The following is a 24,970-nucleotide window of genomic DNA, read 5'->3' on the forward strand; positions in this document are numbered from 1 at the left end:
AGGTTTCCCATGCCGAGAATTGCCTATGTGAATGGCCGCTACGTCAAGCATTCCGATGCCAGCGTGCATATCGAGGACCGCGGCTACCAGTTTGCCGACGGCGTCTACGAGGTCTGCGAGGTCCGTCACGGCTATATAGTCGATCTCACCCGCCATCTGAACCGCCTCGACCGTTCGCTCGGTGAACTCAGCATCGCCTGGCCGATGGGTCGGGCGGCGCTGACGCAGATCATCCGCGAGACGCTGCGCCGCAACCATGTCCGCAACGGGCTTTTCTATATGCAGGTGACGCGCGGCGTGGCGCGCCGCGATCATGTCTTCCCGGCCGAGGGCACGCCGCCGTCGCTTGTCATCACCGCCAAGAGCACCGATCCCAAGATCATCGCCGCCAAGAACGCCAATGGCATCAGGGCGATCACCCTTGCCGACAATCGCTGGGACCGCGTCGACATCAAATCCGTCGGCCTGCTGCCCAATGCCATGGCCCGCCAGCAGGCCAAGGAGGCCGGCGCCCAGGAAGCGATCTATGTCGACGCCGACGGCATGGTGAAGGAAGGGGCGGCGACCAATGTCTGGATCGTCGATTCCGAGGGAATGCTGGTGACGCGGCCGGCCGAGCACGGCATTCTGCGCGGCATTACCCGCACCACCTTGATGGATGTGGCAGCCAAGCTCGGCCTTGAAATCAACGAGCGGAACTTCTCGGTTTCCGAGATGCTCGCGGCCCGCGAGGTCTTCCTCACCGCAGCCACAAGTATTTGTTTTCCGGTCGTTTCCGTCGATGGCCAGACGATCGCCAACGGTCATCCCGGCAGTGTCTCGCAGAAAGTCCGCGAAGCCTTTTTCGACGTTGCGGAAAAGATTGCGATTTGATACCAAGATTTGCTGGACGGGTGGAATGAGGGTGCCTCCGGTCCTGCATGGTGAGGTTGATTGATACTCCACCGGCCAACTCAGGTCGGCAATAAAGAAAGAAGCGGCGCGATGGCGGAACGTTCTCAGAATCTTCAGGATCTATTTCTCAATACTGTTCGCAAGCAAAAGATTTCCCTGACAATCTTTTTGATCAACGGCGTGAAACTCACGGGCGTTGTTACCTCTTTCGACAATTTCTGTGTTCTTCTTCGCCGTGACGGCCATTCGCAGCTCGTGTATAAGCATGCGATCTCGACGATCATGCCGGGCCAGCCCATGCAGATGTTCGAGAGCGAAGAAGCAGCGTCCTAACAGGATCAGCCGTCATTTCGACACGCGATACCAAGAACGATTCGATCATCCCTGAGGCCGCCAAGCACAGGGACGACATGCGCGCGACTGTCGTCGTGCCGGTTCTGAAGTCACGCAGCCGCGGCGGCCAGAGCGAATCGGCCTCGACCCGCACGCCGGAAAGCCGGCTCGAAGAGGCGACCGGCCTTGCACAGGCGATCGATCTCGACGTCGTCAACGGCTCGATCGTCCCGGTCAATGATCCCAGACCGGCAACGTTGCTCGGCACCGGCAAGATCGAGGAGATTAAGGCGCTGCTCGACGAGCGCGATTCCGGTCTCGTCATCGTCGATCATCCGCTGACGCCGGTGCAGCAGCGCAATCTCGAAAAGGAATGGAACGCCAAGGTCATCGACCGGACGGGCCTCATCCTCGAAATCTTCGGCCGCCGCGCCTCCACCAAGGAAGGCACGCTGCAGGTCGATCTCGCCCATCTGAATTACCAGAAGGGCCGGCTGGTCAGAAGCTGGACCCACCTTGAACGCCAGCGCGGCGGCGGCGGCTTCATGGGCGGCCCCGGCGAAACCCAGATCGAAGCCGACCGGCGGTTGCTTCAGGACCGCATCATCAAGCTCGAACGCGAGCTGGAGCAGGTCGTGCGCACCCGCCAGCTCCACCGCGCCAAGCGCCGCAAGGTGCCGCACCCGATCGTGGCGCTCGTCGGCTATACCAATGCCGGCAAATCGACGCTTTTCAACCGCATCACCGGCGCCGGTGTGCTGGCCGAAGATATGCTCTTTGCCACGCTCGACCCGACGCTGCGCCGCATGAAGCTGCCGCACGGCCGCGCCGTCATCCTGTCCGACACCGTCGGCTTCATCTCCGACCTGCCGACCCATCTGGTCGCCGCCTTCCGGGCGACGCTGGAAGAGGTGCTGGAAGCCGATCTCATCCTGCATGTCCGTGACATGTCGGATCCCGACAACCAGGCGCAGAGCTCCGACGTGATGCGCATTCTCGGCGACCTCGGCATCGACGAGGCCGAAGCCGGCAAGCGGCTGATCGAGGTCTGGAACAAGATCGACCGGCTGGAGCCCGAAGTCCACGACGCCATGGTGCAGAAATCAACAGGCGCCAGCAACGTCGTCGCCGTCTCGGCCGTCAGCGGCGAGGGCGTCGACACGCTGATGGACGAGATCAGCCGCCGGCTTTCCGGCGTGATGACCGAAACCACCGTCCGCCTTCCCGTCGACAAGCTGGCGCTGCTGCCCTGGCTCTACGACCACGCGATCGTCGATGGCCGCGAGGACAACGAAGACGGCTCGATCACCCTTGATCTGCGCCTCTCCGAAACCGAAGCCGCCGAACTCGAACGCCGCATCGGCAATGGACCGAAGCCTTCCAAGGAAGATTGGGAGCGGTGAGCGGGCCTTCGGGCGCGCGCTTTCCTCCATCCTCTTAAGCGGCGGATCGGACAGCTCAGCAAGGGCCGAATGGCTCGATTGAGTGAGAGGAAGCAGGGACGTTGCCACATCTCCCTTCTCCCCAGCGGGGAGAAGATGCCGGCAGGCAGATGAGGGGGTGAGCGGCAAAGCCGCGAATGCGCTGAGCGCAAGCGAAGGGCAATGAATGGTGGGCCGTGTGGCCCCCTCATCCGACCCTTCGGGCCACCTTCTCCCCGCTGGGGAGAATGGGAGAAAGCTCCCTAAGCCCCAGCCGTTACAGCCCGCTCGATCGCCTTCGCAGCTTGCCAGATCTCTTCCATCCGCTCCAGACTGGCCGCCTCCAGCGTCTCGCCTTCTTTATCAAGAACATGCTCGATGTGACTGAAGCGACGCCGGAATTTTGTATTCGTTCCCCGCAGTGCCTGCTCCGGATCGGCCTTCACATGCCGGCCGATATTGACCACCGCAAAGATCAAGTCGCCAAGTTCGTCGCTGACCTTCGCTCGGTCGCCGTCTTGGAGCGCCACGCGCAATTCGTCGATCTCTTCCTCGATCTTGTCGAGGATCGGCTCGGGCGCCGACCAGTCGAATCCCACCTTGGCGGCGCGCTCCTGCAGCTTCAGCGCTTCCGTCAAAGCCGGGAAGCTGCGCTGCACCGAGCCGAGGAAGCCGCCCTTGAAATCCTCGGTAATCCCACGCCTTGCCCGGCGCTCGGCGCGTTCGCGTTTTTCCGTCTGCTTGATCTCGTCCCACTGGATCTTCACCGCGTCGGGCGTATCGGCTTCCGAGCGGGCGAAGACGTGCGGATGGCGGCGGATCATCTTGGTGGTGATGGCGTTGACCACGTCGCCGAAGGAGAATTCGCCGGCCTCCTCGGCCATGCGGGCATGGAAGACCACCTGCAGTAGCAGGTCGCCCAACTCGTCGCAGAGATCATCCATATCGCCGCGTTCGATCGCGTCGGAAACCTCGTAGGCCTCCTCGATCGTATAGGGTTTGATCGTCTCGAAATTTTGCTGGATGTCCCAGGGGCAGCCGGTTTCGGGATGGCGCAGCGCTGCCATGATCTCGATCAGCCGGGAAATGTCTTTGGAAGGTTCCATGGTGCCTCAGTTAAGGGGAATATCGTTGGCGCTTTTCGTCGACTGGTAGGTAGTGGAAAGCGCGTCGTAGCGCGCCTTGATGCGGCAGGTCTGCGCTTTCAGCGCCTCTCTCAGTTGAGCCTCTTCGGTCTCGACGAGATCGGCGATGGCAAAGCTGTTCCAGAAGGCGTTCTGCCGGCGATAGCCGCCGGGTTCAAGCCCGAAGACCTCCTTCAGGATCTTCAGGTCGTGCGGAATGGCAAACGCGTCGCGGGAATCCTCGTGGCTGAAGAAATAATAGAAATTGTCGAAGCCCGCCCAGGTGATCGCCGACATGCACATGGTGCAGGGTTCATGGGTCGAAAGGAAGATCAGATCCTTGGTCGCCGGTTTGTCGCCAAGTTCGTAGAAGCGCTTCAGCGTATGCACCTCGCCGTGCCAGAGCGGGTTCTCCAACTCGTTGTTGGTCTCGGCGACGACGAGCGACAGATCGGATTTGCGCAGGATCGCCGCGCCGAACACCTTATTCCCAAGCGAAACGCCGCGCTCGGTGAGCGGCAGGATATCGTCCTCGATAACCGAAAGCATGCGGGAGGCGATGGTCGTGTCAGGCATTGGCGTCTCCGGTTTTCCTCAGTCTATCGCCTCGGCGGCGCAAGTGGAATGCGCCAAACGCCGGTGGACGCCGTTTGTCACAGGCTTTATAGTGCGCTGCAGCAAATGTGCTGACATGTGCTGTTTTGGTCAGCATGGGTGACTTTTCTCAAATCATTGATGACGCGAGCAAAAGAATACGCGCATGCTTGGCCTTTCGAATTTCTGTTCCTTCAATCCCTTGTCGATCAAGGGCATAGTCTGGCAACTTCGAAGTGGATTGATGATGTCTCCCAAGACTGAGCAGCTTTCGGTATTTCCAGCCTTCTTTCGCGTGGAAGGCCAGAAGACGGCTGTCTTCGGCAATGGCGACGAAGCCTTCGCCAAGGTGCGGCTGCTGCTCAATACGCGGGCGCGGATCGTCGCCTATGCCGACAGGCCGGAAGCCGATTATCATGCTTTCCTGATCGCCAACCGCATCGAGACCGTGCGCGCCGGCTTTTCCGCCGGCCAGGTCGAGGGTTCGGCGCTCGTCTTCGCCGCCACCGGCAATGAAGCCGGCGACCGCGAGATCGTCGATGCCGCCCGCGCCGCAAGCATTCCGGCCAATGCCGTCGATCAGCCCGATTACTGCGATTTCTTCACCCCGGCGCTGGTCAATCGCGCCCCGGTCGCCGTTGCGATCGGCACCGAAGGGGCGGGACCGGTGCTGGCGCAGATGATCCGCGCGCAGATCGACCAGCTTCTCTCTCCCTCGCTCGGGCGCCTGGCCGGATTGGCGACGAGCTACCGCAGGGCGGTCGAGCAGTTGGTGCCCCGCGGCGTTTCCCGCCGCGTCTTCTGGCGCCGATTCTTCTCCGGCGCCGTTGCCGATGCGGTCGCCAACGGCAACCTGCCGCAGGCCCGCCAGGCTGCCGACCGGCTGCTGGGCACGATGGACAAGGTCGCTGGCCACGTCTGGCTGGTCGGCGCCGGTCCGGGGGCTGAGGATCTGCTGACGCTGCGCGCCCAGCGGGTGATGATGGAAGCCGATGTCATCGTTTTTGACGCACTCGTGCCGCAGGCGATCGTCGATATGGGCCGTCGCGACGCCGAGCGGCTTTCGGTCGGCAAGCGCAAGGGCTGCCATTCGAAATCGCAGGAAGAGATCAACGAGCTCTTGGTCGAGCTCGGCCGCCAGGGCAAGCGCGTCGTCCGCCTCAAGTCGGGCGATCCGCTGGTCTATGGCCGGGCAGGGGAAGAGATGGCCGCATTGCGGGCTGCCGGCATCACCTATGAGGTCGTGCCCGGCATCACCTCGGCTTTCGCCGCTGCTGCCGATTTCGAGCTGCCGCTGACGCTGCGCGGCGTTGCCTCTTCGCTGGTCTTCACCACGGGCCATGATCTCACCGGCGATGTGCTGCCCGATTGGGCAAGCCTTGCCGTCTCAGGCGCGACGATCGCCGTCTATATGGGCCGCACGGTTGCCGCCTCCGTCGCCGAACGGCTGATGCAGGCCGGCATTCCCTCCGAGACCACGGTCGCCGTCATCGAAAATGCCAGCCGTCCCGAGCGCCGCCTGCTGCATGGCACGCTTGCCGATCTTCCCGATCTGCAGCACCGTGACGAGTTGACCGGGCCGGTCATGGTCATTATCGGCGATGCGGTTGCTGGCGCCAATTTCGAACTGTCCGAGCCGCTGGTGCGTGCGAACGCCCGGCTCGAGGAACTTGCAAGGAGCTGAATATGGTAGACAAGGTTCTGACGGCCAACCGGCTGACGGATGGCATTGCCGTCTGGCTGGATGCGAACGGGAAATGGTCCACCTCGCTGCAGGAGGCGCTGGTCGCCCGTCATAACGAAGCCGTCGAAGCGCTGGAGGCGATCGGCAAGAAATCCTATGCCGACAACGAGGTGGTTGACGTCGCCGTCGTCGACGTTCAGGAAACCGACGGTATTCTCTGGCCGCTTCGCCTTCGCGAGCGCATCCGCGCGCAAGGTCCGACCATGGAATATGCACCGGGCTACGCTCCGGCCGATCCCGAATTCATTGCAGTCTGAGGAAGACGATGTACCGTTACGACGAATTTGACCATGCCTTTGTCAGCGAGCGCGTCGAGCAGTTCCGCGACCAGGTCCAGCGCCGCCTTGCCGGCGAGCTTGCCGAGGATGCGTTCAAGCCGCTGCGCCTGATGAACGGCGTCTACCTGCAGCTGCATGCCTATATGCTGCGCATCGCCATTCCCTATGGCACGCTGAGCGCGCGCCAGATGCGCATGCTCGCCCATATCGCCCGCACCTATGACCGTGGCTATGGCCATTTCACCACGCGCCAGAACCTGCAGTTCAACTGGCCGAAGCTGTCGGAAATCCCCGATGCGCTCGCCGATCTCGCAAGCGTCGAGATGCATGCCCTGCAGACCTCGGGCAACTGCATCAGAAACGTAACGGCCGATCACTTCGCCGGTGCCGCCGCCGACGAGATCGCCGATCCCAGGCCTTATGCCGAAATCCTGCGCCAGTGGTCGTCGGTCCACCCGGAATTCTCCTTCCTGCCGCGCAAGTTCAAGATCGCCGTCACCGGCGCCGAGCGCGACCGCGCCGCCATCCAGGTCCACGATATCGGCCTGCACCTGAAGAAGAACGACAAGGGCGAGATCGGCTTTGCCGTCTATGTCGGCGGGGGCCAGGGCCGCACGCCGATGATCGCCAAGCTGATCCGCGACTTCCTGCCTGAGGAGGATCTGCTCTCCTACACCACGGCAATCGTGCGCGTGTACAATCTGCATGGCCGCCGCGACAACAAGTACAAGGCCCGCATCAAGATCCTGGTGCACGAAACCGGCGCCGAGGAATTGACACGCCAGGTGGAGGCCGAATTCACCTCGCTCAGGGATAGCGAACTCAAGCTGCCGGAACAGGATGTCGAGGCGATCACCAGCTATTTCGCGCTGCCTGACCTGCCTCAGCGCGCCGAGGGCTGGGAAAACCTCGCCCGCTGGAAGAAGGCCGATCCGGCTTTCGCCCGCTGGGTCCAGCAGAATGTGCAGCCGCACAAGAACCCCGATTACGGCATGGTGACGATCTCGCTGAAGCCGATCGGCGGCATTCCGGGTGACGCCACCGACACGCAGATGGATGCGATCGCCGATCTCGCCGAGGAATACGCCTTCGACGAAATCCGCGTCAGCCACGAGCAGAACCTGATCCTGCCGCATGTGGCGCTGGCCGATCTCGAATCCGTCTATCGTGGTCTCGTCGCTATCGATCTGGCCGAAGCCAATGCCGGCCTGATTACCGATATCATTGCCTGTCCCGGGCTGGACTACTGTGCGCTCGCCAATGCGCGCTCCATTCCGCTGGCGCAGGAAATCTCCCGCCGCTTCGGCAGCGCCGAACGCCAGGCCGAGATCGGCGAGCTGAAGATCAAGATCTCCGGCTGCATCAATGCCTGCGGCCATCACCATGTCGGCCATATCGGCCTGCTCGGTGTGGAGAAGAAGGGTGCCGAACTCTACCAAATTACCCTTGGCGGTTCCGGCGACGAACATACCTCGATCGGCGAGATCATCGGCCGCGGCTTCGAGCCGGACCGGGTGACGGACGCGATCGAGACGATCGTCGACACCTATCTCGGCCTGCGCCTTGATCCGTCGGAGATTTTCCTTGCCGCCTATCGCCGCGTCGGGCCGCAGCCTTTCAAGGCTGCGCTCTACGGCTCGGCTGCGGAAGCGGCATAAGGAGGCGATGATGACGAAGATTTGGAGAGAAACCGGTTTTGTCGACAACGATCCCTGGGTGATCGAGACCGACGAGGTGAAGGCTTCAGGGGAGCAGAGGCCGTTGCTCGGCCTCGACGAACTGATCGCCAAGGCCGACGAAAGCAATGATGTCGGCCTCGGCGTGCTGATCAAGCCGGCCGACGACGTGCGCAGGCTGGAGCCCTATCTATCCCGCCTCGACATCGTTGCCGTCGCCTTTCCGGCGTTCAACGACGGCCGCGCCTTCAGCCATGCCTCGCTGTTGCGCCAGCGTCTCGGTTATACCAACGAGCTGCGCGCCGTCGGCGACGTGCTGATCGATCAGGTGCCGCTGATGCAGCGCGTCGGCATCGACAGTTTTGCCGTCAGCAACACCACGGCGCTGAAGCGGCTTTCCGAAAACCGTCTTCCCGCCATTCCCCATCATTATCAGCCGGCGGTGCGTGACGCCGAGGCCGGCAAGGGCTATAGTTGGCGCCGTCAGGCGAAGCCGGCCGCATAAGCGGCTGCTCCGTCTTTTCACGATGACGGAACGGTAGCATGAAGACATTCGAAGTGGCGGTGATCGGCGGCGGTCTTGCCGGTATGATCGCGGCAATCGCGCTCGCCCGCGGCGGCCGCAGCGTGGCGCTGGTGGCGCCCGTTGCCGCAAAGGAGGACAGGCGCACCACGGCGCTGATGGACCAGTCGATCCGCTTTCTCGATCGCCTGGCGCTCTGGGACAAGCTCCGCCCGGCGACGGCACCCCTTGCCAGCATGCGCATCATCGACGGCACCGACCGGCTGTTGCGCGCGCCGACCACCACCTTCCGCGCCGCCGAAGTCGGCCTCGATGCCTTCGGCTATAATTTCCCCAACAAGGCGCTGATCGAGGTCCTCGAAGTGGCCACGGCCGGCGAGGGCAATATCACCCGCTTCACCGATATGGCCGAATCGTTCGAGATCGCGGCCGAGAAAGTGTCGATCGCGCTTGCCGGCGGCGAGACGCTTTTCGCCGATTTTGCCGTCGGCGCCGATGGTCGCGGTTCGAAGCTGCGCGAGACGGCTGAGATCGGCGTGCGCAACTGGTCTTATCCGCAATCGGCCATGGTGCTGAATTTCGCTCATTCCCTGCCGCACCAGAACATTTCGAGCGAATTCCACACCAAACACGGCCCCTTCACCCAGGTGCCGCTGCCGGGGAGCCGCTCCAGCCTCGTCTGGGTGCAGGATCCCGCCGAGGCAGCAAGCCGCATGGAATTGCCGCTTGCCGAACTCGGCCTCCTTGTCGAGGCGCGCATGCAGTCCATGCTCGGCAAAGTAAGCGTGGAAGAGGGCGTCCAGCTCTGGCCGCTGTCGGGCATGATGGCCCATCGTTTCGGCAAGGGACGCATCGCGCTGATCGGCGAGGCCGCCCATGTCTTCCCGCCGATCGGGGCGCAGGGGCTGAACCTCAGCCTGCGCGACATCATGGCGCTGACCGACATCCTCTGCGACAGGGCGGAATTGCCGGTGCCGGCCGATGCCGGCGAGAGTTTCGACCGCAAGCGCCGCGCCGATATCATGACGCGCACGGCCAGCGTCGATCTTCTCAACCGCTCGCTGCTCTCGGATTTCCTGCCGGTGCAGATGCTGCGGGCCGCCGGCCTGCATATCCTCTCGGCCATTCCGCCGCTGCGCAGCATCGTGATGCGTGAAGGCATCGAGCCCGGCCGCGGCTTCCGCGATATTCCGGACGCGCTAAGGGAAAGGCTGAAGCGGAAGAAGGCCTGAGCGGATCGCGATCAGCCACAGCGAAACCGTCGCCACCGAAAGCACCGTCGTGATCAGGATCGTCGCCGAGGCGCGCTCCTGCCAGATGCCATATTGCTGGCCGATGACGAAGACATTGGTCGCCGTCGGCAGCGAGGCGAGCAGCACCGCGGCCTGGATCCAGACCGGCTCGAAACCGCCGACGGCAGTCAGCGCCAGGAAAACCGCGATCGGATGTAGGATCAGCTTGGCCGGCACGATGTAGGAGATTTCGGCCGGGATGCGCTTCAGCGGCCGCAGCGCCAGCGTCACGCCCATGGCAAAGAGTGCGCAGGGCGCCGCCGCCTGGGCGAGATAATCGACGAGGCGCTGAAACGCCAGCGGCTGGTCGAGATGCAGGGCGGCGACCGCAAAACCTGCCGCCGTCGACAGGATGAAGGGATGCAGCGCCACCTTCCGGGCGATATCGCCGGCGAGCCGTCCGGTGGAACGCCTGTCGTCGCCGGCCGCCGCCATCAGCGCTGGCGCCACGATGAAATGCAGCGCATTCTCGAAACAGATGATCAGCGCCACCGGCACGGCCGCACCTTCGCCGAGCGCCAGCAGCGCCAGGCCAGGCCCCATATAACCGATATTGCCATAGGCGCCGGCAAAGGACTGGATAGTGCAGTCGGCAAGCGAATTGCCGCGCACGAGGCGGCCGATGACGAAGAGCAGCGTGAACACCGCATAGGTCGCGGCGATATCGGTGACGATGAAATCGATGCGCGTCAGCTCTTCGATCGGCGTGCGCGAGACGAGCTTGAAAAACAGGGCGGGCAGGGCGGCATAGATGATGAAGGTGTTCAGCCAGCCGAGCGCCTCGGCCGGCTGCTTCGTCGCCTTGGCGGCGGCATAGCCGATGAGGATCAAGCCGAAGAACGGCAGGAGCAGGCTGACGATATCGGCCAAGAGGTCTTCCAGTGCGCGGGGATCGGCGGGTCAGGATCTGACTTAAGCAATTCCAGCGAAACTGTGTAGCGGTTTGGCCTCGGGAGTTGTGCAAAACAAACCGATAGAGCGTTTTCGTCATTCGAGGGAAAGACGGAAACGCTCTACAGGCGGGACGCCTTTTGGTGCAGACTTGACCAGAGAGCGGTCAATAATCCCAGAAGACCGGCACCCAGCGGAAGGTTTCGCCCTCAACTGCGACATGGCAGACGGAGGGGAAGGGCAGGTGGGTGGCCACCAGCAGTTCGCCGGTCGCCGCCAGTTCCCGCAGGAGAGCGACCCGGACGCGCGCCGCTTCCTCGGGGTCATGCTCGAAGCCGTTATGCCAGTCAGGCTGGTCGAAGCCGACGGCAAATACCGCATCCCCGGCGAAGGTCAGCCGGTCGCCGCCGGAGGCCAGGCGGATCACGCTGTGCCCGGGGGTGTGGCCGCCGGTGCGGCGGGCGACGACGCCTGGCGCCACTTCGCACTCGTCATCGAACAGCCGCAGGTGGCTGCGGTACTCGTTCACGAACCGCTTGGCGGTCGCCCGAAGCGCATCCGGGAAGCCCGGCGGCATGCGGGTCCGGGAGAAATCGGGCGCTTCCCAGAACTTCACCTCGGCGGCCGCCAGGTGGATCCTGAGGTCGGGGCGCAGCCGCTCCTTCACCCCGTCGACGAGAAGCCCGCCGATATGGTCCATGTGCAAGTGGGTCAGCACCACGTCGGTCACCGATGCAAGATCGACGCCGGCATCCTCCAGTCGCTTGATCAACTGCCCGGCCCGCGGCAAGTGCAGGTCCGGATCGAGGCCGAGCCCGGCATCGAGAAGTATGGTCTGCCCGCCGCTGCGCGCCACCACCACGTTCAGTGGCCAATCCAGCGAGTCTTGCGGCAGGAACATGTGGTTCAGCCAGGCTTCACGGACCGCGGGCTCTGCATTGTGGGCCAACATCGTGGTCGGGAGCGGCAGCACTCCATCGCTGATCACCAGCACCTCGATGTCGCCGATCTGCACTGCGTAGCGCGAGGGAACCAGTTCGCCGGGCCCTGTTCCACCGGGATGTGACGTGTCTTCCAGGCTCATATTTGTCGCGAGGCTCATGTTTGTCTCCTTCTGACCGCCGCTTAAACACGGCACCGGGGAACGCTACATCGAGGCGTGTTTTCGATCGATTGGGCCGACGGTCAGGGCGAATGGGTCGAGGGACAGGGCGAGCTATACCACGGCATAGGTCCTGTCATGCAGGGTGCCGGCGTCGGACAACCGCAGCGGATCGATCGACCTGGACGTGCTTCAGCCGATCTGCATCAGGATCGGGAAAGTCTGCTGAAACCAGATCGCCACATCGCTGACCCATCCGAACAGGAAGGCGAGGCCGGTCAGGATCAGGAAGACGCCCATCACCTTTTCCACCGTGCCGAGATGGCGGCGGAAGCGCGACAGGAAGCGCATGAAGGCGCCGGAAAAGCCGGCGGCGATCCAGAAGGGAATGGCAAGGCCGAGCGAATAGACGGCGAGCAGCCCGGCGCCGGAGCCGACCGTCTCGCGCGAGGCGGCGACGCCGAGGATCGCGCCGAGCACGGGGCCGATGCAGGGTGTCCAGCCGAAAGCGAAGGCAAGGCCCATGATATAGGCCCCCGTCAACGTCGCCGGCTTGCCGCCACCCTGGAAGCGCGCCTCGCGGGCAAGAATGCCGATTCGGAAAAGGCCGAGGAAATTCAGCCCCATGACGATGATGATCAGACCGCCGAGCTTCGACAACAGGTCGAGATGCTGGCGAAGCGCCATGCCGATACTGGAGGCGCCGGCGCCGAGCGCCACGAAGACGGTGGCAAAGCCGAGCGTGAAGAGCAGGGCTGAGAACAGCACGCCACGCCTGATATCGGGCGCGACCGCAACGGCACCGCCGCCGCGGAACTGCTCGACTGAAATGCCGGCCATATAGCAGAGATAGGGTGGAACGAGGGGAAGCACGCAGGGCGAAAGAAAGGAAAGCGCCCCGGCAATCAACGCGCTCCACAGGGAAATATCGGCAATCGACACACATTCTCTCCGGCTGCAATCTGCGTGATGTTCCTAGCTTTGCAACGCCAGTATTGCCAATCACCTTTTTGCGCTTGGCTCGGCTTCGAACCGGTCAAGACCAGGAATGAGTGGACAGCGGCCTGTTCATCTCCCGGCCATAGGACGCGACAGGCCGCCGTAGGGCGCTATTTCAGCGGCAGAAACAATTCCGCGACCGCCTCATGCTCTGGCACTTCGGGAAAGAAGCTCAGCCGCTGGCAATAGATCGGGAAATCGCGTGCCTCTTCGCCGCTCAGCGGCAGCCAGTCGCGATAAAGATAGAGCGCGGCAGGCTCCAGATTGTCGGTGTTGCCGGTGACGCGCAACACCGCGCAGCGCCCGCCGGGAATCTCGCCGGCCTTGATCTGCTCCCCATCAGCCGCGATCGGTTGATCGGTGCCGACACAAAGGTCGACGCTATAATCAGCAGGCGAGGCGGGACGCCGTTCGGAGCGCCAGACATTGAAGGTCGGATGTGTCTTAGGGTGCAGGCCGGCGGCCATGCGCCAGGCGATGAACCGCTGGATGGTGGCGCCGAGCATCGCCGGGTCGCCCCGATGCTCGATGATCGCCACCGGCATGGTGGGCACATTGCGAATCGTCATGTCGTCAGTGGTAAAACTATTCTGCATCAACTTGCTCCTGGCGTTGTCGAGAGGCCCAAAGGCCGCAAGCCATGGCTCCCAATCGGGAGATTTCCGGAACGACGATGGCGATTGCCCGAACCGTTGCCGAAAGGCGCGGGCGAAGGCATCCGGCGCGTCGTAACCGGCATCCATCGCTATCTGGGTGACGCCTTGAGCATCCCTGTAAGCCAGCCGGTGCGAAGCGCGCTTCATCCGAGCAAGCTGGATATAGCGATGCACGGATAGCCCGAAGGTCGCCGTGAACTGCCGGTGGAAATGGAACTTCGAGAAGGCCGCAACGCCGCTCAGCGTGTCCAGGTCCAGATCATCGCCCAGGTGCCGGTCTATGTAGTCAAGCACCCGCTGCATCCGGGCATGGTAGTTTTGAAGCGCCGCCTTCATTCCTTCTGTCCTCCGTGGCAGCATGAGCTAAACGCAGGCCGGCATGACGCGCTCGACCGATCTTGCGGTTTTCTCACTGGTCGCAGACCATCGCCAGGGAAACGCTGACAAGCTCTCCGACGATTTTCTCGTCGTTTGCCTTGTGCTCGCAATGTATGTGCCTTGCCACGCAACGGATAGGCCTTGCCCGCAAGCGATAGGCCGTGCGTCCGCAAGAAATGTGCCGACTGCCGGAAAAAGCCGAATTTTTCGGTTGACCGCAATGGGTCGCCTGCCTATGTTCCGCCCACTTCCAGCCGGGGTGCTTCACCCGCGGAGAGGGAGAGCGTAGCTCAGCCGGTAGAGCAACTGACTTTTAATCAGTAGGTCTCGGGTTCGAACCCCGACGCTCTCACCATAAAATCAAATAGATAGCGGTATTTCGTGCGACTTTTGCGACCACCAAAAAGTCGCACGGCCGTTTTTAGTTGGTCGACCGCTTCTGCGTCACCTCGATCCGCTGCAGAATCTCTTTCACCACGCGCAGGTCGCCGGTCAAGCGCAGCCGGCTGTCATGAATATCCGCCAAAAGCCAATAGAAGTGCGCCAACCGCAATCACAGCCAGGGCCGGCCAATTTTGCAACACGCCGAGGAATCTGAGGCCTTGATGCCGCGGTTCCAGCGTGCTGCCGCCTTGCGGCATCTGGTGCGGATCACTCGGCTTTCGGCTGAGCGTTGACCGAAAGAGAAAAAGAAGTCCTCCAATTATGAGAGCCGCACCGATCAGGATTGCCCACATCGTCGCCTCCGCTAGGGACAAGGGTGTAAGTTAAACCGGATCCGGATCTGATTGTTCCCGAATGCTGCATCTTTCGGGCCGCCGTTATCGATGGGAACACTTAACCGTCGTCTCCGTTCCTCTATTCCAACGATAGGAGGAAATACCCATGGATTGGAACCGCGTTGAAGGCAACTGGAAGCAGATGAAGGGCAAGGTAAAGGAGCAGTGGGGCAAGCTCACGGACGACGACCTTGACGTTATCGACGGCAAGCGCGATCAGCTCGAAGGCAAGATCCAGGAGCGCTACGGCTACGAAAAAGACCGTGCGAAGAGGGACATCGACGACTGGTACGGCCGCCAGCCCTGGTAACTGAACGGACATCGCCTATCTCAAGCCGTCGGCATGTGGTCGGCGGCTTATTTGTGCCGGTCGCCACTTCGACGAACTGCAACCCGGCATATGGGACAAGCGACCGGCGACCGACTTCCATTCTCGGAACCAGAAGCGCTCGCGGTGAATTTGAACACTGAGCAATCTTGGAGGTCGTAATGGACAAGACACCGAAAACGGCAATCCGTGGAATGATGTTGTACGTACTCGCTCTTCTCGTCCTGGGCATTCTGGCGGGCGCCGCCTACACCCTCTATGGCCATCCCGCCGATCCGTCCGAGCGGCCGGCAGCCGAGACGATTCCGCAAAAGGCGCCGGCGCCGCGGTGAGGCTGTGCCAAATATTCGAATGATCGCCTTTAAGAACGAAAGATGAATGCGGAAAGCGCTTGCCACATCCGCGCCGGCCCGGTCGGGTCGTATTGAAAAGCCTGGATTCTCAGGCAGGAAAGCAGCAAGCGGCAGGCAACATGGCTTTGGAAAGCAAGGCCGGAACGCCTGTCGCAAGTCCTTCCAACCAGTAGGGATCTCTATTTATAGGGAGAACAACCTGCGACAGGCAAAGTCGTCACCTGGCAAGCCCGTCAATTTGGCGTTCCGGAAGTGGTTGGGCCTTTCCCGGAGCTCCGATATCTCGGCCTGGAATCGGAACTGAGGAGTTTGCAGATGAGAGAACATGCCGTCGTGATTGCCGGAGGCGGGCCGACGGGGCTGATGCAGGCGGGCGAATTGGCCCTGGCGGGCGTCGATGTCGCCATCGTCGAGCGCCGGCCGAACCAGGAGGTCGTCGGTTCGCGTGCCGGCGGGCTGAGCGCGCGCACGCTCGAGGTGCTCGATCAGCGCGGCGTGGTCGACCGATTCCTCGCGGAAGGACAGATCGCCCAGGTTACCGGATTTGCCGTCACGCGGCTCGATATCAGCGATTTTCCGACCCGGCACAATTACGGGCTGGCGCTGCGGCAGAAACATATCGAGCGCATTCTGGCCGGATGGATCGGCGAACTGCCGGTGACGATCTATCGTGGCCGCGAGTTGACCGGATTCGTACAGGACGACACCGGCGTCGCCATCGAACTCTCCGATGGTTTCAAGCTCAGGGCAGGCTACCTCGTCGGCTGCGATGGCGGCCGCAGTCTGGTTCGCAAGATCGCCGGCATTGACTTTCCGGGATGGGAGGCGACGACCAGCAATATTCTCGCCGAGGCCGAGATGGAGGAGGAGCCGCCGCTCGGCGTTCATCGCACGGCGCTCGGCCTGCATGCCTTCGGCCGCGAGGAATATGAAATCCGCGACGGCAAGGTCGTCTTTGCCAGTGAAGGTCCGATCAACGTCATGGTGACGGAAAGGAATACCGTCGCCACGGCCGAGCCGACGCTCGGCGATCTCGCCCAAGCCCTGATCGAAACATGCGGAACGGATTATGGAATCCATAGCCTGAGGTGGATTTCCAGGTTCACCGACATGTCGCGGCAGGCGGAGGCTTATCGCAAGGGCCGCATCTTCCTGGCCGGCGACGCCGCGCATGTGCATTCTCCAGTGGGCGGCCAGGGCCTCAATACCGGCGTGCAGGACGCTGTCAATCTCGGCTGGAAGCTGGCGCAGGTGGTGAAGGGAATATCGCCGGAAAGCTTGCTTGACAGCTATCACGCCGAGCGCCATCCGGTGGCTGCCCGCGTGCTGCGCACGACGATGGCGCAGGTCGCATTGCAACGGACCGATGACCGCACCGAAGCCTTGCGGGACATCGTCCTGGAGCTCCTCGCCATGGACGAGCCGCGCAAAAAGATCGCCGCCGAAATGTCCGGACTGGCCATCCATTACGATCTCGGCAAGGGCCACCCGCTGCTCGGCCGCCGCATGCCCGATCTCGACCTCACCACGCCCGATGGCCCGTTGCGCGTTTATGCGCTGCTCCGAAATGCGCGGGCAGCGCTTCTGAATTTCGGCACACCCGGCAGCCTTGACATCACTCCGTGGTCGGCCCGCGTCCAGTCGATCAACACCAGATACGACGGCGCATGGGAACTGCCGGCGTTGGGCGCGGTCTCTGCCCCAGCCGCAGTGCTGATCCGGCCCGACGGCTATGTGGCGTGGGTGGGCGAGGGCAAGCCGAGTGGTCTCCACGAGGCGATGACGACCTGGTTCGGCGAACCGGCTGAAGCTGAAAAGACTTCGACCTAAGCAGCAAGCGGCATCGAAGCGCAATCCGATATCGCCTCGGCCTCCGGCACGGGTTTGCCGCGGCGCTCCCATGTCCGGCGGCTGATGCCGAAAGCCTCCCAGGGGCGCGCCTGGCTGAAGGAATGGGCGAGATAGTCGGCTCTGGGAAGCGCCCCGGCGGCGCGGCGTTGCTCCTCTTTCCGGCTTCGGTCGCGCTGGCGCCGCTTTTCCTTTTGAAGTTTTGCTCTTTTTCCCTTCGGCACATCGAAGGCGCCGATCGTGCGGATATCGAGGGCGCAGCGTTCGGCGTAACTCACATTCAGCGCGTGACCGAGCGCGTCGGCCGACAAGGCGGAAAAACGCACCTTCGTCCGCTCGTAGATGATTTCCTCCAGGTCGGCTTTCCCCGCCCAGGGAAGCCATCGCGCCGCCCAGCCGAGAACCACGTCGACGAAGTCCTGCCCGAATTCGACAAGGGCGAGGCTGGCGATGACCTCGACATAGATCAAGGCGTCATCCGCCTCGGGCACGATGTCGCCATGGCGATGCCGGATCAATTTCTCGATCTCGCGCATCCGGCCGTGGAAATGGTTCCAGCGGCCGCCCCGCGCGCGCCGCTGCACCGCCTTATACCCCAACAGGTACTCGCCGACTTTGACGGCGGAAACATCCCGGGCGAACCCGGAGTGATCGGCTTCTGAAGCCCGCTTCCTGGATTGAACCGCTTTATCCACACCAAGACGTTCCATCGAATTCCCTCGCGACCGGCCCCGGGGAAGGCCGAACGCGTGACTGTATAGGAAGTCGAGGGGGGTGATGTAGCCTCTCCGGCCGACATTCGGTGGATTATCGATGAACCGGCGACGGATATCAGATCGACCTCGCGGGCAAGGCGCGCCAATAGCGTCCGGCCACGTCGAGCCACGCCAAGAGAGACAAGTCGCTCTGAAGTTTATCGATCCGTTGGCGCCAGCGGGTCCCATCTCCATCTGAGTGGAGAGACGGCCTGTCGCCACAATTTACATCAGCACGGTCTTTAAATCAGCGAAAGCCAAAGAAGCTCAAAATTGCGAGCACGATGACGACAGCGCCGACAAGCCAGATCAAATTGTTCATTGGGAACCGTTCTCCTGTTTGAATTGAGCCAACCGTGACCCGTTGGATTAACTGCGCGGCGGGCTGGCGGTTCCCAAACCCATCCCTATTGCCGCAGCGCGCTTCCTCTCGACGCCGTCTTACCGCGGCTGCTCTTCTGCAAGCGGGCTTCGGCAGCAGCTTGCTTCGGCGGCCCGGCAATCGGGCGAGACGCCGGACAAATGTCGCCCGCCTGGGTATTCAATAACTGCACGAGCGCGCGTTGCCGGGCCTGAAGCCACCCGCGCAGGCCGGATTGATCGATGTATCCCGTTGATATTGAAAATCTTCGGGATCGGGCTTGCCGGGCGAGGTACAGGAAGCCGTAATCGCGGATGCGCCGAGCAGCGCCCCGGCGGCTACAAATGTCAGAAATCGGTTCATCCGGGTTCTCCCTTGCGGAGTTGATCGTGGTCACAATCTACCATGCCGTCACGAGCCTATACGAAAACTTCCGGCGCGCTTGATCACGCTTAGCTGATCCGAAACCGGTCAGTTTGTGCGATCACTGATTAATTTACTCAAGATAATCTTATGGAGCTATTCTGCGGTTATGGAAGTAGTTGCGGATGCTTTTGGTTAAAGGTGGCCGATTTTGTCTTGAAAGAATAAAGGTTTTTCAGTAATATTAAGCCATAAAAAAGTAATATAAATGGGAGGATACTATGGCGGAAACTCGGTTCGATCCGGTTTTGCTTCGTCGTCAACATTTCATCGCCGAGATCACATGTCTCGATGAAATCTTCGATTTTCTGGATGAATGGCCGGAGGACAAACGAGGTCTTGCATATGACACGCTGTTGAAGGCGTGCAGGGATACCGCCAGCGGGCGTTTCCCGCTGAGCGCCGCGCGCGAGAATTTCCGGCGTTTTCTGAAGATGTCGGGCGTGCTTGCCAAGGTCGAGGGCGCCCCCAAATTCGAGCAGCTGATGGGCGATCGAAATATCGGGAATGCCTGATGATACTGAGTAGGCAGGGGCGCGCCGTCACATTATGTGCGGCGCGTCTTGCGTTCAGGTCGGCTGTCCGGCGGCCGCCTATTTCTTTATCAGAATGCGTCACGACACGCATGTGCGGGAGGCAGATGTTCTCCGGTGGCTGCAGGCTTGAAGGAATCTCAAGCAAGTCCGCCATTCGCCCAGTCGCACCGGAAGACCATCATCGGCTTCGAAAAACCCTTGAGCCGTCGGCGGGAGGCGTGGCCGAAGAGATCGGCGGCGCCATACTCCCGGAAAATATTCTCCGAGACGAGGATTTGGTCGCTGGAAGCGGCCGCGCAGAGGCGGGCCGCAAGCTGCACAGTCGAGCCGAAGAGGTCGTTGCTGTCCTCGACCGGCTCACCGCAATCGAGCCCGATGCGGATATGGATCGGCTGGGCATTGTTGCCGCTGTTGTAATGTTGAAATTCCTGCTGGATCGCCATGGCGCATTCGACGGCTGCCGTTGTCGCCGCGAAGGCCGCCATGATGCCGTCGCCGGTATGCTTGACTTCGCGGCCCGAATTTTTGCCGAGGCATCGGCGCACGATCGCGTCATGGGCCCTGACCAGTTCCGTCCCCATGCGGTCGCCGAGGCGCGCCGTCATCTCGGTCGAGCCGACGATATCGGTAAACAGGATCGCCCGGTGGCCCGGATCCATTTGCGGCGACGACTGGCCGGGCGCCAGATCAGGGTCATTGATGCGGCCGAGAAAGGCCTCCACCGCCGACAGGGCCACCTCGACGATCTCGTTGGCGACAAAACCGTGCGCCTCGCGATGGACGCATTGGACGGCTGCCATATCGGGCGCATCCACCAGGCAGAAGGCCGTGCCGCGCCGCTCGTCGAACCAATAGGTGAGAAATTTGACGCCGTATCGATCCTGAATGTCGATATCCATGCGATGTGCCTGGGCAACCTCGGCGGGCGAGGTGCCTTCGAGAAAGTGCCGGTCCATGAAGATGGGCATCGCGCGTCCTCCCAGATCCGCCGCGTGCAAGAGACGGCATTGTACGGTCTGGATGCTTCCGCGTCCACCTTTGGCACAATCGTTGAAATGAATATTCCGGCGGTTGCTTCGAGAAAAGTCGAATGCGTTGCTATAAATTCTATAGAATACTCGGCAAAAGACAGATTTTAATGAGTGGATCGGGAAAGCAAGCCTGATATTTACCATAATCTGTCGATTGGTAACTGAGTGCGAGTTTCTCGGCGCCGATCGGGACGCCGCGAGCATTGCATGTTTTGAAAGCGCCTGGCTGGAGGGGGCGAAGAGCATGCCGGTTCCCGGCCGCTCCACGGCACGCAAATTGCATCGTTAACTCGTAAGCCCACCGAAATTGGAAAAGCTGTAGCAAAGTGAGACAGACGGCAAATTTTCGACCGGTCGGCTTGGCCTCGATAGGGCTAGGCCATTATGCCGTTATTAACTCTGTGTGGGATGCCGCGCGCACGCTGCTGCACGATTGGCCGGTCGACGACGGCGAAGACTATTTCGAAGCCGTGAAGTCATGCCTGGATGCGATTATCGGCGATCTGCCGCCGGATGAGGTGCGGGCATCCTTTATCAGGGCTGCGCAGGAAGCCGGCATCGCCGTCATCGAAGCTGCCGACTGAACGCCCGTCTGATCCACTGTTCTCAACACCAGATCCCTTCGACTTGACTTTTTCGGGAGCAAGTCTAAATTAGAACAAAACAGGAACATTGGAGATGGTCATGACGCATACGGAACAGGTGATCGCCAACGCCCTAGCCCTTGTCGAAGCATCCCGTGCGGCGCGCGAGCGCGATCAGTTGCGCCGCGCTGCCTGGCAGAAAAAGGTCGAACTCAGCCGGCTGCTACCGCCCTTGCCGCGGCCGGTCCAATTGCCATTGGCGCTGAACTGATGCAGCCGGCAAAGATCCAGGAGCCAGATCCCGTTTGGCCGGATCCGGCTTGGCCTGATCGTGCCTGGGAAGTCGAAGCCGTGCTGGCCTGGCATGACGACAATGCCAAGGCGGCGATCCGCTCGCTGCTCGATGACTGCAAACATCTCCGCCAGCAACTGGCACTGGCGGAGCGGGCAATGAGCCGCGGGATGACCCGCGGCTGGACGCCGCGATACGAGCGCGACATCCTCTGAAACGTGCCGGCAGCATCGGAGCCCGCAGCGCGCGTCAGCCGCCTGTGGTCTCCGGATCGATCCGGGGCAACCGGCTGCCGGCGATGACGGCGCCGGTGAGCGTGATCGCCACCACGGCGCCGATCCAGGCGCCATACAGGCTCTGCCCGAGAATGACGCCGGCAAGGACCGGGGTAACGATGTCGGTGACGGCGACAAGCGACTGCGTTGCGCCCATGACCACGCCCTGACGTCGCCCGGGAACATGCACGGAGAGGGCTGCGGCGAACGTCGGCCGCGCCAGGGCCGCGCCGGTGCTGATGAGCAGCACTGAGAAGGCGAGGGTGGGGATATCGGCAGCGAGACCGGCGGCGACATAGCCGATCGCCAGAATGGCGAAGACCAGGACGATCAGGCCGCGTTCGGAGAAAGACGCGCCGAGCCATTTCAAAAGGAAAAGCTGAACGAAGATGTTGATCGCGCCGTCGGCGGTGAGCAGGTAGCCCAGTTCCTTCGGGCCGAAGGCATGCTCGTTCCAGCTGAACGTGTCCTGGAGAAAGACGGCGAGCTGGGAGCTGAACATGCCGTATGAGAAATAGTGGCAGAGAAGAACGACGATCAGCACGCGAATGACCGGCGAGGCGAGGAGGGTTCGAAAGGAAGTCTTCTCGCCGATCGCCCCGGCCTCTTCGCCGTCGTCGCCGAGCCGACCGGGCGGATGAGCGCCCCTCAGCCAGAGACCGGTGACGCAGAGGCTTGTCGCCGACAGGCCCAACGCCGCCCAAATCGGCGTGGTCAATGAGATGTCGGCGAGATAGCCGGAAAGGCTCGATCCGATCATTCCGCCAAGGCCGAGGCCGGCGCTCAGTAGGCCGATGGCCTGGCGCCGGGTGGCGGGGCTGCTGTTGTCGGCGGCATAGGCTGCCGCCGCAGAAAAATTGGCGGCGGTAAGCCCGAGCAGGATCCGCGCCAGCAGCACGAAGACGACGCTGCCGGCGAGCGCCAGCAGCAACAGGCTGACGAGTGCGCCGGCCCGGCTGGCGAGCAGGATCCTCTTGCGCCCGAAACGGTCGGAAAGCTGCCCGAGCCATGGCGCGGCAACGAACTGGCTGAGCGCTTCCGCACCGAGAACGAACCCGAGAAGCAGAGGTGATGCCCCCAGCTCCCTGAGAAAGAAGGGCAGGATCGGCAGGATGGCGCCGCTGCTGGCGGCATCGAGGCTGACGATGATGAAAGCCGGCAGCATCAGCCGCCAGTCAAGCCGCTGCGGCGCCACCTCTACGGCCGTGTCGGTCGAACACAGTTCGTCGCTCATCGGATTTGTCTCTCATTGACGGTAAAGACCGGCCGACGCGCGCGCCGACCCCAGCAATCCGCGCAGACGGGTGACGGCCCGGCGTTCGAACTGCAGACTTCATGGAGTTCCCGCGGCCTGGCGCTCAGGCATCATGCTCGAAACCGGCGTTTGCGAGATAGGCTTCCAGCGCCCAGGCATCGGCCGAGGCGACGATGGCGCCGATATAACCATCCGGGCGCACCAGCACCCAGTCTCCTGGGGCGAGAGCATAGGTCTCGCGGAAATGCCCGCCATTGTCCAGGAGATCGCCGCGCCGGCCGATCCCGTGGATGTCCAGCCCCGGGCGCGGCGGCACGGTGAGTTGCCCGACCTCATAGCCGAGCAGCGTCCAGTGGGTGCCCTTGAACAGGTCGAACAGACGCCTCGGCTGGCCGGCCGCACCCGCCAGCGGCGCGTCGGGCGCCCGGTCGCCGGCCAGCAGACCGCCGCGCCGCGCCGGCTTTTCCAGCGCGAGGGAAGATTCGGGATAGCCGATATCGAGCTGATGGACCTCGCGGCCGCGCCTGATGTCACCGCGCTTCAGCGCATCGAGAAGGCTGGTGGCAAGACCGAGCATCGCCGCCGCGATCGGGCGGCGCTCTTCCTCATAGCTGTCGAGCAGCGCATCCGGCGCGCCGCCGGCGACCGCCGCCAGCTTCCATCCGAGATTATAGGCGTCCTGCACGCTGGTATTGAGACCCTGGCCGCCGGTCGGCGGATGCGTATGGGCGGCATCGCCGGCAAGGAAGACGCGGCCAAGCCGGTAGCGGTCGGCAAGCCGGGCATTCATGTGGAAGGCCGACGCCCATGAAACCGAGTGGACGTGAATATCGTCGCGGCCGGTGCGCTCCGCCACCAGCGCGGTCAGACCCGCCGCGGAAAGATCGATCTCGCCTTCGGGCGGGATCGGTGCCTGGATCTGAAACAGCTCCGTTCCGGCGAGCGGGCAAAGCCCGATCTGCCGCTGCATGTCGCCTTCGCCGAACCGATGCCAGGCGTCGCGATCGAGACCCGTCAGCATGACGTCGGCGACGATGGCGCGCACGCCGAGCGTCCTGCCGGGAAAGCCGATATCAAGCGCGTGGCGCACGAAGCTGCGCCCGCCATCGGCGCCGACCAGCCAGCGCACGCGGATGGCTTCCTCGCCGGATTGGCTCTTGAGCCGTGCCGTCACGGCTGCCTTGTCCTGTTCGAAGCCGATGAGTTCGCATCCAAATTCTGGACGGTGCCCCAGCTCGATGAGGCGTTCCCGCATCGCGGCTTCAGTGAGGAATTGCGGCACCATCAGCGGAAGATGATAGGGCTCGGCCGGCGTCGGATCCTCGCGCAGCACGGCGTCGGACTCTGTGAAGCTTCCGTCGTCACTGTATTCCCGCTGCCGGGGATAGAGGCCGCCGAGTGCGACAATGCGGTCGAGGATGCCGAGATCCTCAAAGACCTCCTGCGTTCTTGGTTGGATACCCTTGCCGCGCGAGCCGCGGAACGGGTCGTTCAATTTCTCGATCAGGCGAAAGCTGACGCCGCGCCGGGCCAGCTCGATCGCCAGCGTCAGGCCGGCAGCACCGGCGCCTGATATCAGCACGTCGACTGTAGAATTCTGTGTCATCGCCATCTCCATGTGTGTATTATGCACATAATAGGAGAATCGATATGTCGTCAAGAAAAAGTGTGCATAATACACATATGTCGGAGAGGCTGCGTGAACTGCATGGGGCTTTGATCGAGATCGTCAGCGTCATGAACCGGCCGCAGCGCGACGAGCAGATGGTCCGCGAGGCGGGAATTTCGCTCGATCGTGCGCTGTTTCCGCTGCTGGTCACGGTGGAACGCCTCGGCCCGATCGGCGTGGTCGAGCTCGCCGACCGCGCCGGGCGCGACTACACCACCGTCAGCCGTCAGGTCGCCAAGCTCGAAAGCCTCGATCTGGTGGAGCGCCGGGGAAGTGCCGCCGATCGCCGCGTGCGCGAGGCGGTCATCAGCCCGAAAGGCAAGGCGATGACCGACCGCATCGACGTGGCACGCGAAAGGATCGGCCGCGCCATCTTCGAGCGCTGGGACGAGCACGACTTCAACGAGCTGGTGCGGTTGATGCGCAAGTTTGCAGAGGATATCAGCGGCGATACCGTCGGCAGCGCGTCGATCCCGCATGACGACAGCGAATGAAAGTGGAGCGTGCGAAGCCATTGCACCGGCCTGTCTGCAGTGCTTTTCTTGGCACCTCTGCAATTCAACGCTCTCCGGTGAT

At 62.5% G+C, this 24,970-nt stretch carries 28 protein-coding genes and 1 tRNA gene; 17 read left to right on the forward strand and 12 right to left on the reverse strand.

From position 1 onward, the window contains the following. Positions 1-9: 9 nt before the first annotated feature. The 3 genes from ATY75_RS08320 to hflX all read left to right on the forward strand — a co-directional run bounded on the left by ATY75_RS08320 (position 10) and on the right by hflX (position 2,630). Positions 10-873 carry a D-amino-acid transaminase gene (locus ATY75_RS08320; protein ID WP_088937166.1) on the forward strand — a complete coding sequence of 288 codons (864 nt, stop codon included), beginning with the start codon at positions 10-12 and terminating at the stop codon, positions 871-873. Between the two features lie 111 nt (positions 874-984). Next, positions 985-1,227 carry an RNA chaperone Hfq gene (gene hfq, locus ATY75_RS08325; RefSeq protein ID WP_003539403.1) on the forward strand — a complete coding sequence of 81 codons (243 nt, stop codon included), beginning with the start codon at positions 985-987 and terminating at the stop codon, positions 1,225-1,227. A gap of 77 nt (positions 1,228-1,304) precedes the next feature. Further along, complete coding sequence (gene hflX / locus ATY75_RS08330) at positions 1,305-2,630, forward strand: GTPase HflX (protein ID WP_088937167.1); 1,326 nt, start codon at positions 1,305-1,307, stop codon at positions 2,628-2,630. A gap of 281 nt (positions 2,631-2,911) precedes the next feature. Here hflX and mazG read toward each other — a convergent pair whose 3' ends face one another. Together mazG and ATY75_RS08340 are read right to left on the reverse strand one after the other, a co-directional pair. Further along, positions 2,912-3,754 (reverse strand): nucleoside triphosphate pyrophosphohydrolase, encoded by an 843-nt coding sequence (gene mazG, locus ATY75_RS08335; RefSeq protein ID WP_088937168.1) that lies wholly within the window; start codon positions 3,752-3,754, stop codon positions 2,912-2,914. Positions 3,755-3,760: 6 nt separating this feature from the next. Continuing rightward, on the reverse strand, positions 3,761-4,348 hold the full coding sequence (locus ATY75_RS08340; protein WP_088937169.1) for a nucleoside deaminase: 588 nt from the start codon (positions 4,346-4,348) through the stop codon (positions 3,761-3,763). A gap of 265 nt (positions 4,349-4,613) precedes the next feature. Here ATY75_RS08340 and cysG point away from each other — a divergent pair, with 265 nt between their 5' ends. From cysG to ATY75_RS08365, 5 genes are read left to right on the forward strand one after another with little or no spacing between them, the layout of a single operon-like run. Next, a complete protein-coding gene (gene cysG, locus ATY75_RS08345) occupies positions 4,614-6,050 on the forward strand; it encodes a siroheme synthase CysG (protein WP_088937259.1) in 1,437 nt (478 codons plus the stop codon). Positions 6,051-6,052: 2 nt separating this feature from the next. After that, on the forward strand, positions 6,053-6,367 hold the full coding sequence (locus ATY75_RS08350) for a DUF2849 domain-containing protein (RefSeq protein ID WP_064838392.1): 315 nt from the start codon (positions 6,053-6,055) through the stop codon (positions 6,365-6,367). 8 nt (positions 6,368-6,375) lie between these two features. Continuing rightward, complete coding sequence (locus ATY75_RS08355; RefSeq protein ID WP_088937170.1) at positions 6,376-8,046, forward strand: nitrite/sulfite reductase; 1,671 nt, start codon at positions 6,376-6,378, stop codon at positions 8,044-8,046. A 10-nt stretch (positions 8,047-8,056) separates the two neighbouring features. Continuing rightward, on the forward strand, positions 8,057-8,569 hold the full coding sequence (locus ATY75_RS08360) for a DUF934 domain-containing protein (protein WP_088937260.1): 513 nt from the start codon (positions 8,057-8,059) through the stop codon (positions 8,567-8,569). A 38-nt stretch (positions 8,570-8,607) separates the two neighbouring features. Further along, the gene (locus ATY75_RS08365) at positions 8,608-9,819 is read left to right on the forward strand and encodes a UbiH/UbiF family hydroxylase (protein ID WP_088937171.1); all 1,212 of its coding nucleotides are present in this window, start codon (positions 8,608-8,610) and stop codon (positions 9,817-9,819) included. On the opposite strand, the gene ATY75_RS08370 is transcribed toward ATY75_RS08365, so the two are convergent. From ATY75_RS08370 to ATY75_RS08385, 4 genes are all read right to left on the reverse strand, one after another. After that, a complete protein-coding gene (locus ATY75_RS08370; RefSeq protein ID WP_088937172.1) occupies positions 9,787-10,749 on the reverse strand; it encodes an AEC family transporter in 963 nt (320 codons plus the stop codon). The genes ATY75_RS08365 and ATY75_RS08370 overlap by 33 nt on opposite strands. A gap of 187 nt (positions 10,750-10,936) precedes the next feature. Next, positions 10,937-11,872 (reverse strand): MBL fold metallo-hydrolase, encoded by a 936-nt coding sequence (locus ATY75_RS08375; protein ID WP_088937173.1) that lies wholly within the window; start codon positions 11,870-11,872, stop codon positions 10,937-10,939. 192 nt (positions 11,873-12,064) lie between these two features. After that, entirely contained in the window at positions 12,065-12,814 is a 750-nt protein-coding gene (locus ATY75_RS08380) for a cytochrome c biogenesis CcdA family protein (RefSeq protein ID WP_088937174.1), read from the reverse strand. Between the two features lie 167 nt (positions 12,815-12,981). Further along, the gene (locus ATY75_RS08385) at positions 12,982-13,863 is read right to left on the reverse strand and encodes an AraC family transcriptional regulator (RefSeq protein WP_088937175.1); all 882 of its coding nucleotides are present in this window, start codon (positions 13,861-13,863) and stop codon (positions 12,982-12,984) included. Positions 13,864-14,184: 321 nt separating this feature from the next. On the opposite strand from ATY75_RS08385, the gene ATY75_RS08390 reads away from it, so the two are divergent. Continuing rightward, positions 14,185-14,260 (forward strand) — tRNA-Lys (locus tag ATY75_RS08390). Between the two features lie 154 nt (positions 14,261-14,414). On the opposite strand, the gene ATY75_RS08395 is transcribed toward ATY75_RS08390, so the two are convergent. Then, positions 14,415-14,642, reverse strand: coding sequence for a hypothetical protein (locus tag ATY75_RS08395; protein ID WP_088937176.1), 228 nt, complete (start codon positions 14,640-14,642; stop codon positions 14,415-14,417). Positions 14,643-14,790: 148 nt separating this feature from the next. Between ATY75_RS08395 and ATY75_RS08400 the strand changes: the two genes are divergently transcribed. The 3 genes from ATY75_RS08400 (at position 14,791) to ATY75_RS08405 (ending at position 17,195) form a co-directional block, all read left to right on the forward strand. After that, positions 14,791-14,994: a CsbD family protein gene (locus ATY75_RS08400; protein WP_049735567.1), complete on the forward strand. Its 204-nt coding sequence runs from the start codon at positions 14,791-14,793 to the stop codon at positions 14,992-14,994. A gap of 179 nt (positions 14,995-15,173) precedes the next feature. Continuing rightward, on the forward strand, positions 15,174-15,344 hold the full coding sequence (locus tag ATY75_RS34545; protein WP_190241332.1) for a hypothetical protein: 171 nt from the start codon (positions 15,174-15,176) through the stop codon (positions 15,342-15,344). A 336-nt stretch (positions 15,345-15,680) separates the two neighbouring features. After that, a complete protein-coding gene (locus tag ATY75_RS08405) occupies positions 15,681-17,195 on the forward strand; it encodes an FAD-dependent monooxygenase (RefSeq protein WP_088937177.1) in 1,515 nt (504 codons plus the stop codon). Here the strand turns inward: ATY75_RS08405 and ATY75_RS08410 are convergent. Both ATY75_RS08410 and ATY75_RS08415 read right to left on the reverse strand, forming a co-directional pair. Then, positions 17,192-17,923, reverse strand: a complete 732-nt coding sequence (locus ATY75_RS08410; protein ID WP_088937178.1) for a hypothetical protein — start codon at positions 17,921-17,923, stop codon at positions 17,192-17,194. The two genes, ATY75_RS08405 and ATY75_RS08410, sit on opposite strands and share 4 nt — an antisense overlap. Before the next feature lie 586 nt (positions 17,924-18,509). Continuing rightward, on the reverse strand, positions 18,510-18,692 hold the full coding sequence (locus tag ATY75_RS08415) for a hypothetical protein (RefSeq protein WP_064838404.1): 183 nt from the start codon (positions 18,690-18,692) through the stop codon (positions 18,510-18,512). 281 nt (positions 18,693-18,973) lie between these two features. On the opposite strand from ATY75_RS08415, the gene ATY75_RS08420 reads away from it, so the two are divergent. Then, positions 18,974-19,267: a DUF982 domain-containing protein gene (locus tag ATY75_RS08420; RefSeq protein ID WP_088937179.1), complete on the forward strand. Its 294-nt coding sequence runs from the start codon at positions 18,974-18,976 to the stop codon at positions 19,265-19,267. Positions 19,268-19,425: 158 nt separating this feature from the next. Here the strand turns inward: ATY75_RS08420 and ATY75_RS08425 are convergent, their stop codons facing one another. After that, entirely contained in the window at positions 19,426-20,256 is an 831-nt protein-coding gene (locus ATY75_RS08425) for a nickel-binding protein (protein WP_088937180.1), read from the reverse strand. A 389-nt stretch (positions 20,257-20,645) separates the two neighbouring features. Here ATY75_RS08425 and ATY75_RS08430 point away from each other — a divergent pair, with 389 nt between their 5' ends. The 3 genes from ATY75_RS08430 to ATY75_RS08440 all read left to right on the forward strand — a co-directional run bounded on the left by ATY75_RS08430 (position 20,646) and on the right by ATY75_RS08440 (position 21,410). Then, entirely contained in the window at positions 20,646-20,903 is a 258-nt protein-coding gene (locus ATY75_RS08430; RefSeq protein WP_064838407.1) for a DUF982 domain-containing protein, read from the forward strand. Positions 20,904-21,003: 100 nt separating this feature from the next. Beyond that, positions 21,004-21,174 carry a hypothetical protein gene (locus ATY75_RS08435; RefSeq protein WP_190241333.1) on the forward strand — a complete coding sequence of 57 codons (171 nt, stop codon included), beginning with the start codon at positions 21,004-21,006 and terminating at the stop codon, positions 21,172-21,174. Further along, entirely contained in the window at positions 21,174-21,410 is a 237-nt protein-coding gene (locus ATY75_RS08440) for a hypothetical protein (RefSeq protein ID WP_088937182.1), read from the forward strand. The genes ATY75_RS08435 and ATY75_RS08440 overlap by 1 nt, the downstream gene beginning before the upstream one ends. A 34-nt stretch (positions 21,411-21,444) precedes the next feature. Here the strand turns inward: ATY75_RS08440 and ATY75_RS08445 are convergent, their stop codons facing one another. Then, positions 21,445-22,704, reverse strand: coding sequence for an MFS transporter (locus ATY75_RS08445; RefSeq protein WP_088937183.1), 1,260 nt, complete (start codon positions 22,702-22,704; stop codon positions 21,445-21,447). Between the two features lie 124 nt (positions 22,705-22,828). Then, on the reverse strand, positions 22,829-24,331 hold the full coding sequence (locus ATY75_RS08450) for an FAD-dependent oxidoreductase (RefSeq protein WP_088937184.1): 1,503 nt from the start codon (positions 24,329-24,331) through the stop codon (positions 22,829-22,831). Positions 24,332-24,375: 44 nt separating this feature from the next. Here ATY75_RS08450 and ATY75_RS08455 point away from each other — a divergent pair, with 44 nt between their 5' ends. After that, complete coding sequence (locus tag ATY75_RS08455; protein ID WP_088937185.1) at positions 24,376-24,888, forward strand: MarR family winged helix-turn-helix transcriptional regulator; 513 nt, start codon at positions 24,376-24,378, stop codon at positions 24,886-24,888. Positions 24,889-24,970 lie beyond the last annotated feature (82 nt).

The organism is Rhizobium sp. N122 (genome assembly GCF_002211295.1).
In the GTDB taxonomy this organism is placed as follows: domain Bacteria; phylum Pseudomonadota; class Alphaproteobacteria; order Rhizobiales; family Rhizobiaceae; genus Rhizobium.

Coding starts and splice junctions, on each gene's coding strand:
- hflX (WP_088937167.1), top strand. CDS start 1,305: ATGCGCGCGACTGTCGTCGTGCCGGTTCTGAAGTCACGCAGCCGCGGC.
- ATY75_RS08440 (WP_088937182.1), top strand. CDS start 21,174: ATGCAGCCGGCAAAGATCCAGGAGCCAGATCCCGTTTGGCCGGATCCG.
- ATY75_RS08375 (WP_088937173.1), bottom strand. CDS start 11,872: ATGAGCCTCGCGACAAATATGAGCCTGGAAGACACGTCACATCCCGGT.
- ATY75_RS08450 (WP_088937184.1), bottom strand. CDS start 24,331: ATGACACAGAATTCTACAGTCGACGTGCTGATATCAGGCGCCGGTGCT.
- ATY75_RS08395 (WP_088937176.1), bottom strand. CDS start 14,642: ATGTGGGCAATCCTGATCGGTGCGGCTCTCATAATTGGAGGACTTCTT.
- ATY75_RS08365 (WP_088937171.1), top strand. CDS start 8,608: ATGAAGACATTCGAAGTGGCGGTGATCGGCGGCGGTCTTGCCGGTATG.
- ATY75_RS08340 (WP_088937169.1), bottom strand. CDS start 4,348: ATGCCTGACACGACCATCGCCTCCCGCATGCTTTCGGTTATCGAGGAC.
- ATY75_RS34545 (WP_190241332.1), top strand. CDS start 15,174: ATGGACAAGACACCGAAAACGGCAATCCGTGGAATGATGTTGTACGTA.
- ATY75_RS08425 (WP_088937180.1), bottom strand. CDS start 20,256: ATGCCCATCTTCATGGACCGGCACTTTCTCGAAGGCACCTCGCCCGCC.
- ATY75_RS08385 (WP_088937175.1), bottom strand. CDS start 13,863: ATGAAGGCGGCGCTTCAAAACTACCATGCCCGGATGCAGCGGGTGCTT.
- ATY75_RS08415 (WP_064838404.1), bottom strand. CDS start 18,692: ATGAACCGATTTCTGACATTTGTAGCCGCCGGGGCGCTGCTCGGCGCA.
- ATY75_RS08420 (WP_088937179.1), top strand. CDS start 18,974: ATGGCGGAAACTCGGTTCGATCCGGTTTTGCTTCGTCGTCAACATTTC.
- ATY75_RS08350 (WP_064838392.1), top strand. CDS start 6,053: ATGGTAGACAAGGTTCTGACGGCCAACCGGCTGACGGATGGCATTGCC.
- cysG (WP_088937259.1), top strand. CDS start 4,614: ATGTCTCCCAAGACTGAGCAGCTTTCGGTATTTCCAGCCTTCTTTCGC.
- hfq (WP_003539403.1), top strand. CDS start 985: ATGGCGGAACGTTCTCAGAATCTTCAGGATCTATTTCTCAATACTGTT.
- ATY75_RS08405 (WP_088937177.1), top strand. CDS start 15,681: ATGAGAGAACATGCCGTCGTGATTGCCGGAGGCGGGCCGACGGGGCTG.
- ATY75_RS08355 (WP_088937170.1), top strand. CDS start 6,376: ATGTACCGTTACGACGAATTTGACCATGCCTTTGTCAGCGAGCGCGTC.
- ATY75_RS08455 (WP_088937185.1), top strand. CDS start 24,376: ATGTCGTCAAGAAAAAGTGTGCATAATACACATATGTCGGAGAGGCTG.
- ATY75_RS08410 (WP_088937178.1), bottom strand. CDS start 17,923: ATGGAACGTCTTGGTGTGGATAAAGCGGTTCAATCCAGGAAGCGGGCT.
- mazG (WP_088937168.1), bottom strand. CDS start 3,754: ATGGAACCTTCCAAAGACATTTCCCGGCTGATCGAGATCATGGCAGCG.
- ATY75_RS08445 (WP_088937183.1), bottom strand. CDS start 22,704: ATGAGCGACGAACTGTGTTCGACCGACACGGCCGTAGAGGTGGCGCCG.
- ATY75_RS08320 (WP_088937166.1), top strand. CDS start 10: ATGCCGAGAATTGCCTATGTGAATGGCCGCTACGTCAAGCATTCCGAT.
- ATY75_RS08435 (WP_190241333.1), top strand. CDS start 21,004: ATGACGCATACGGAACAGGTGATCGCCAACGCCCTAGCCCTTGTCGAA.
- ATY75_RS08360 (WP_088937260.1), top strand. CDS start 8,057: ATGACGAAGATTTGGAGAGAAACCGGTTTTGTCGACAACGATCCCTGG.
- ATY75_RS08400 (WP_049735567.1), top strand. CDS start 14,791: ATGGATTGGAACCGCGTTGAAGGCAACTGGAAGCAGATGAAGGGCAAG.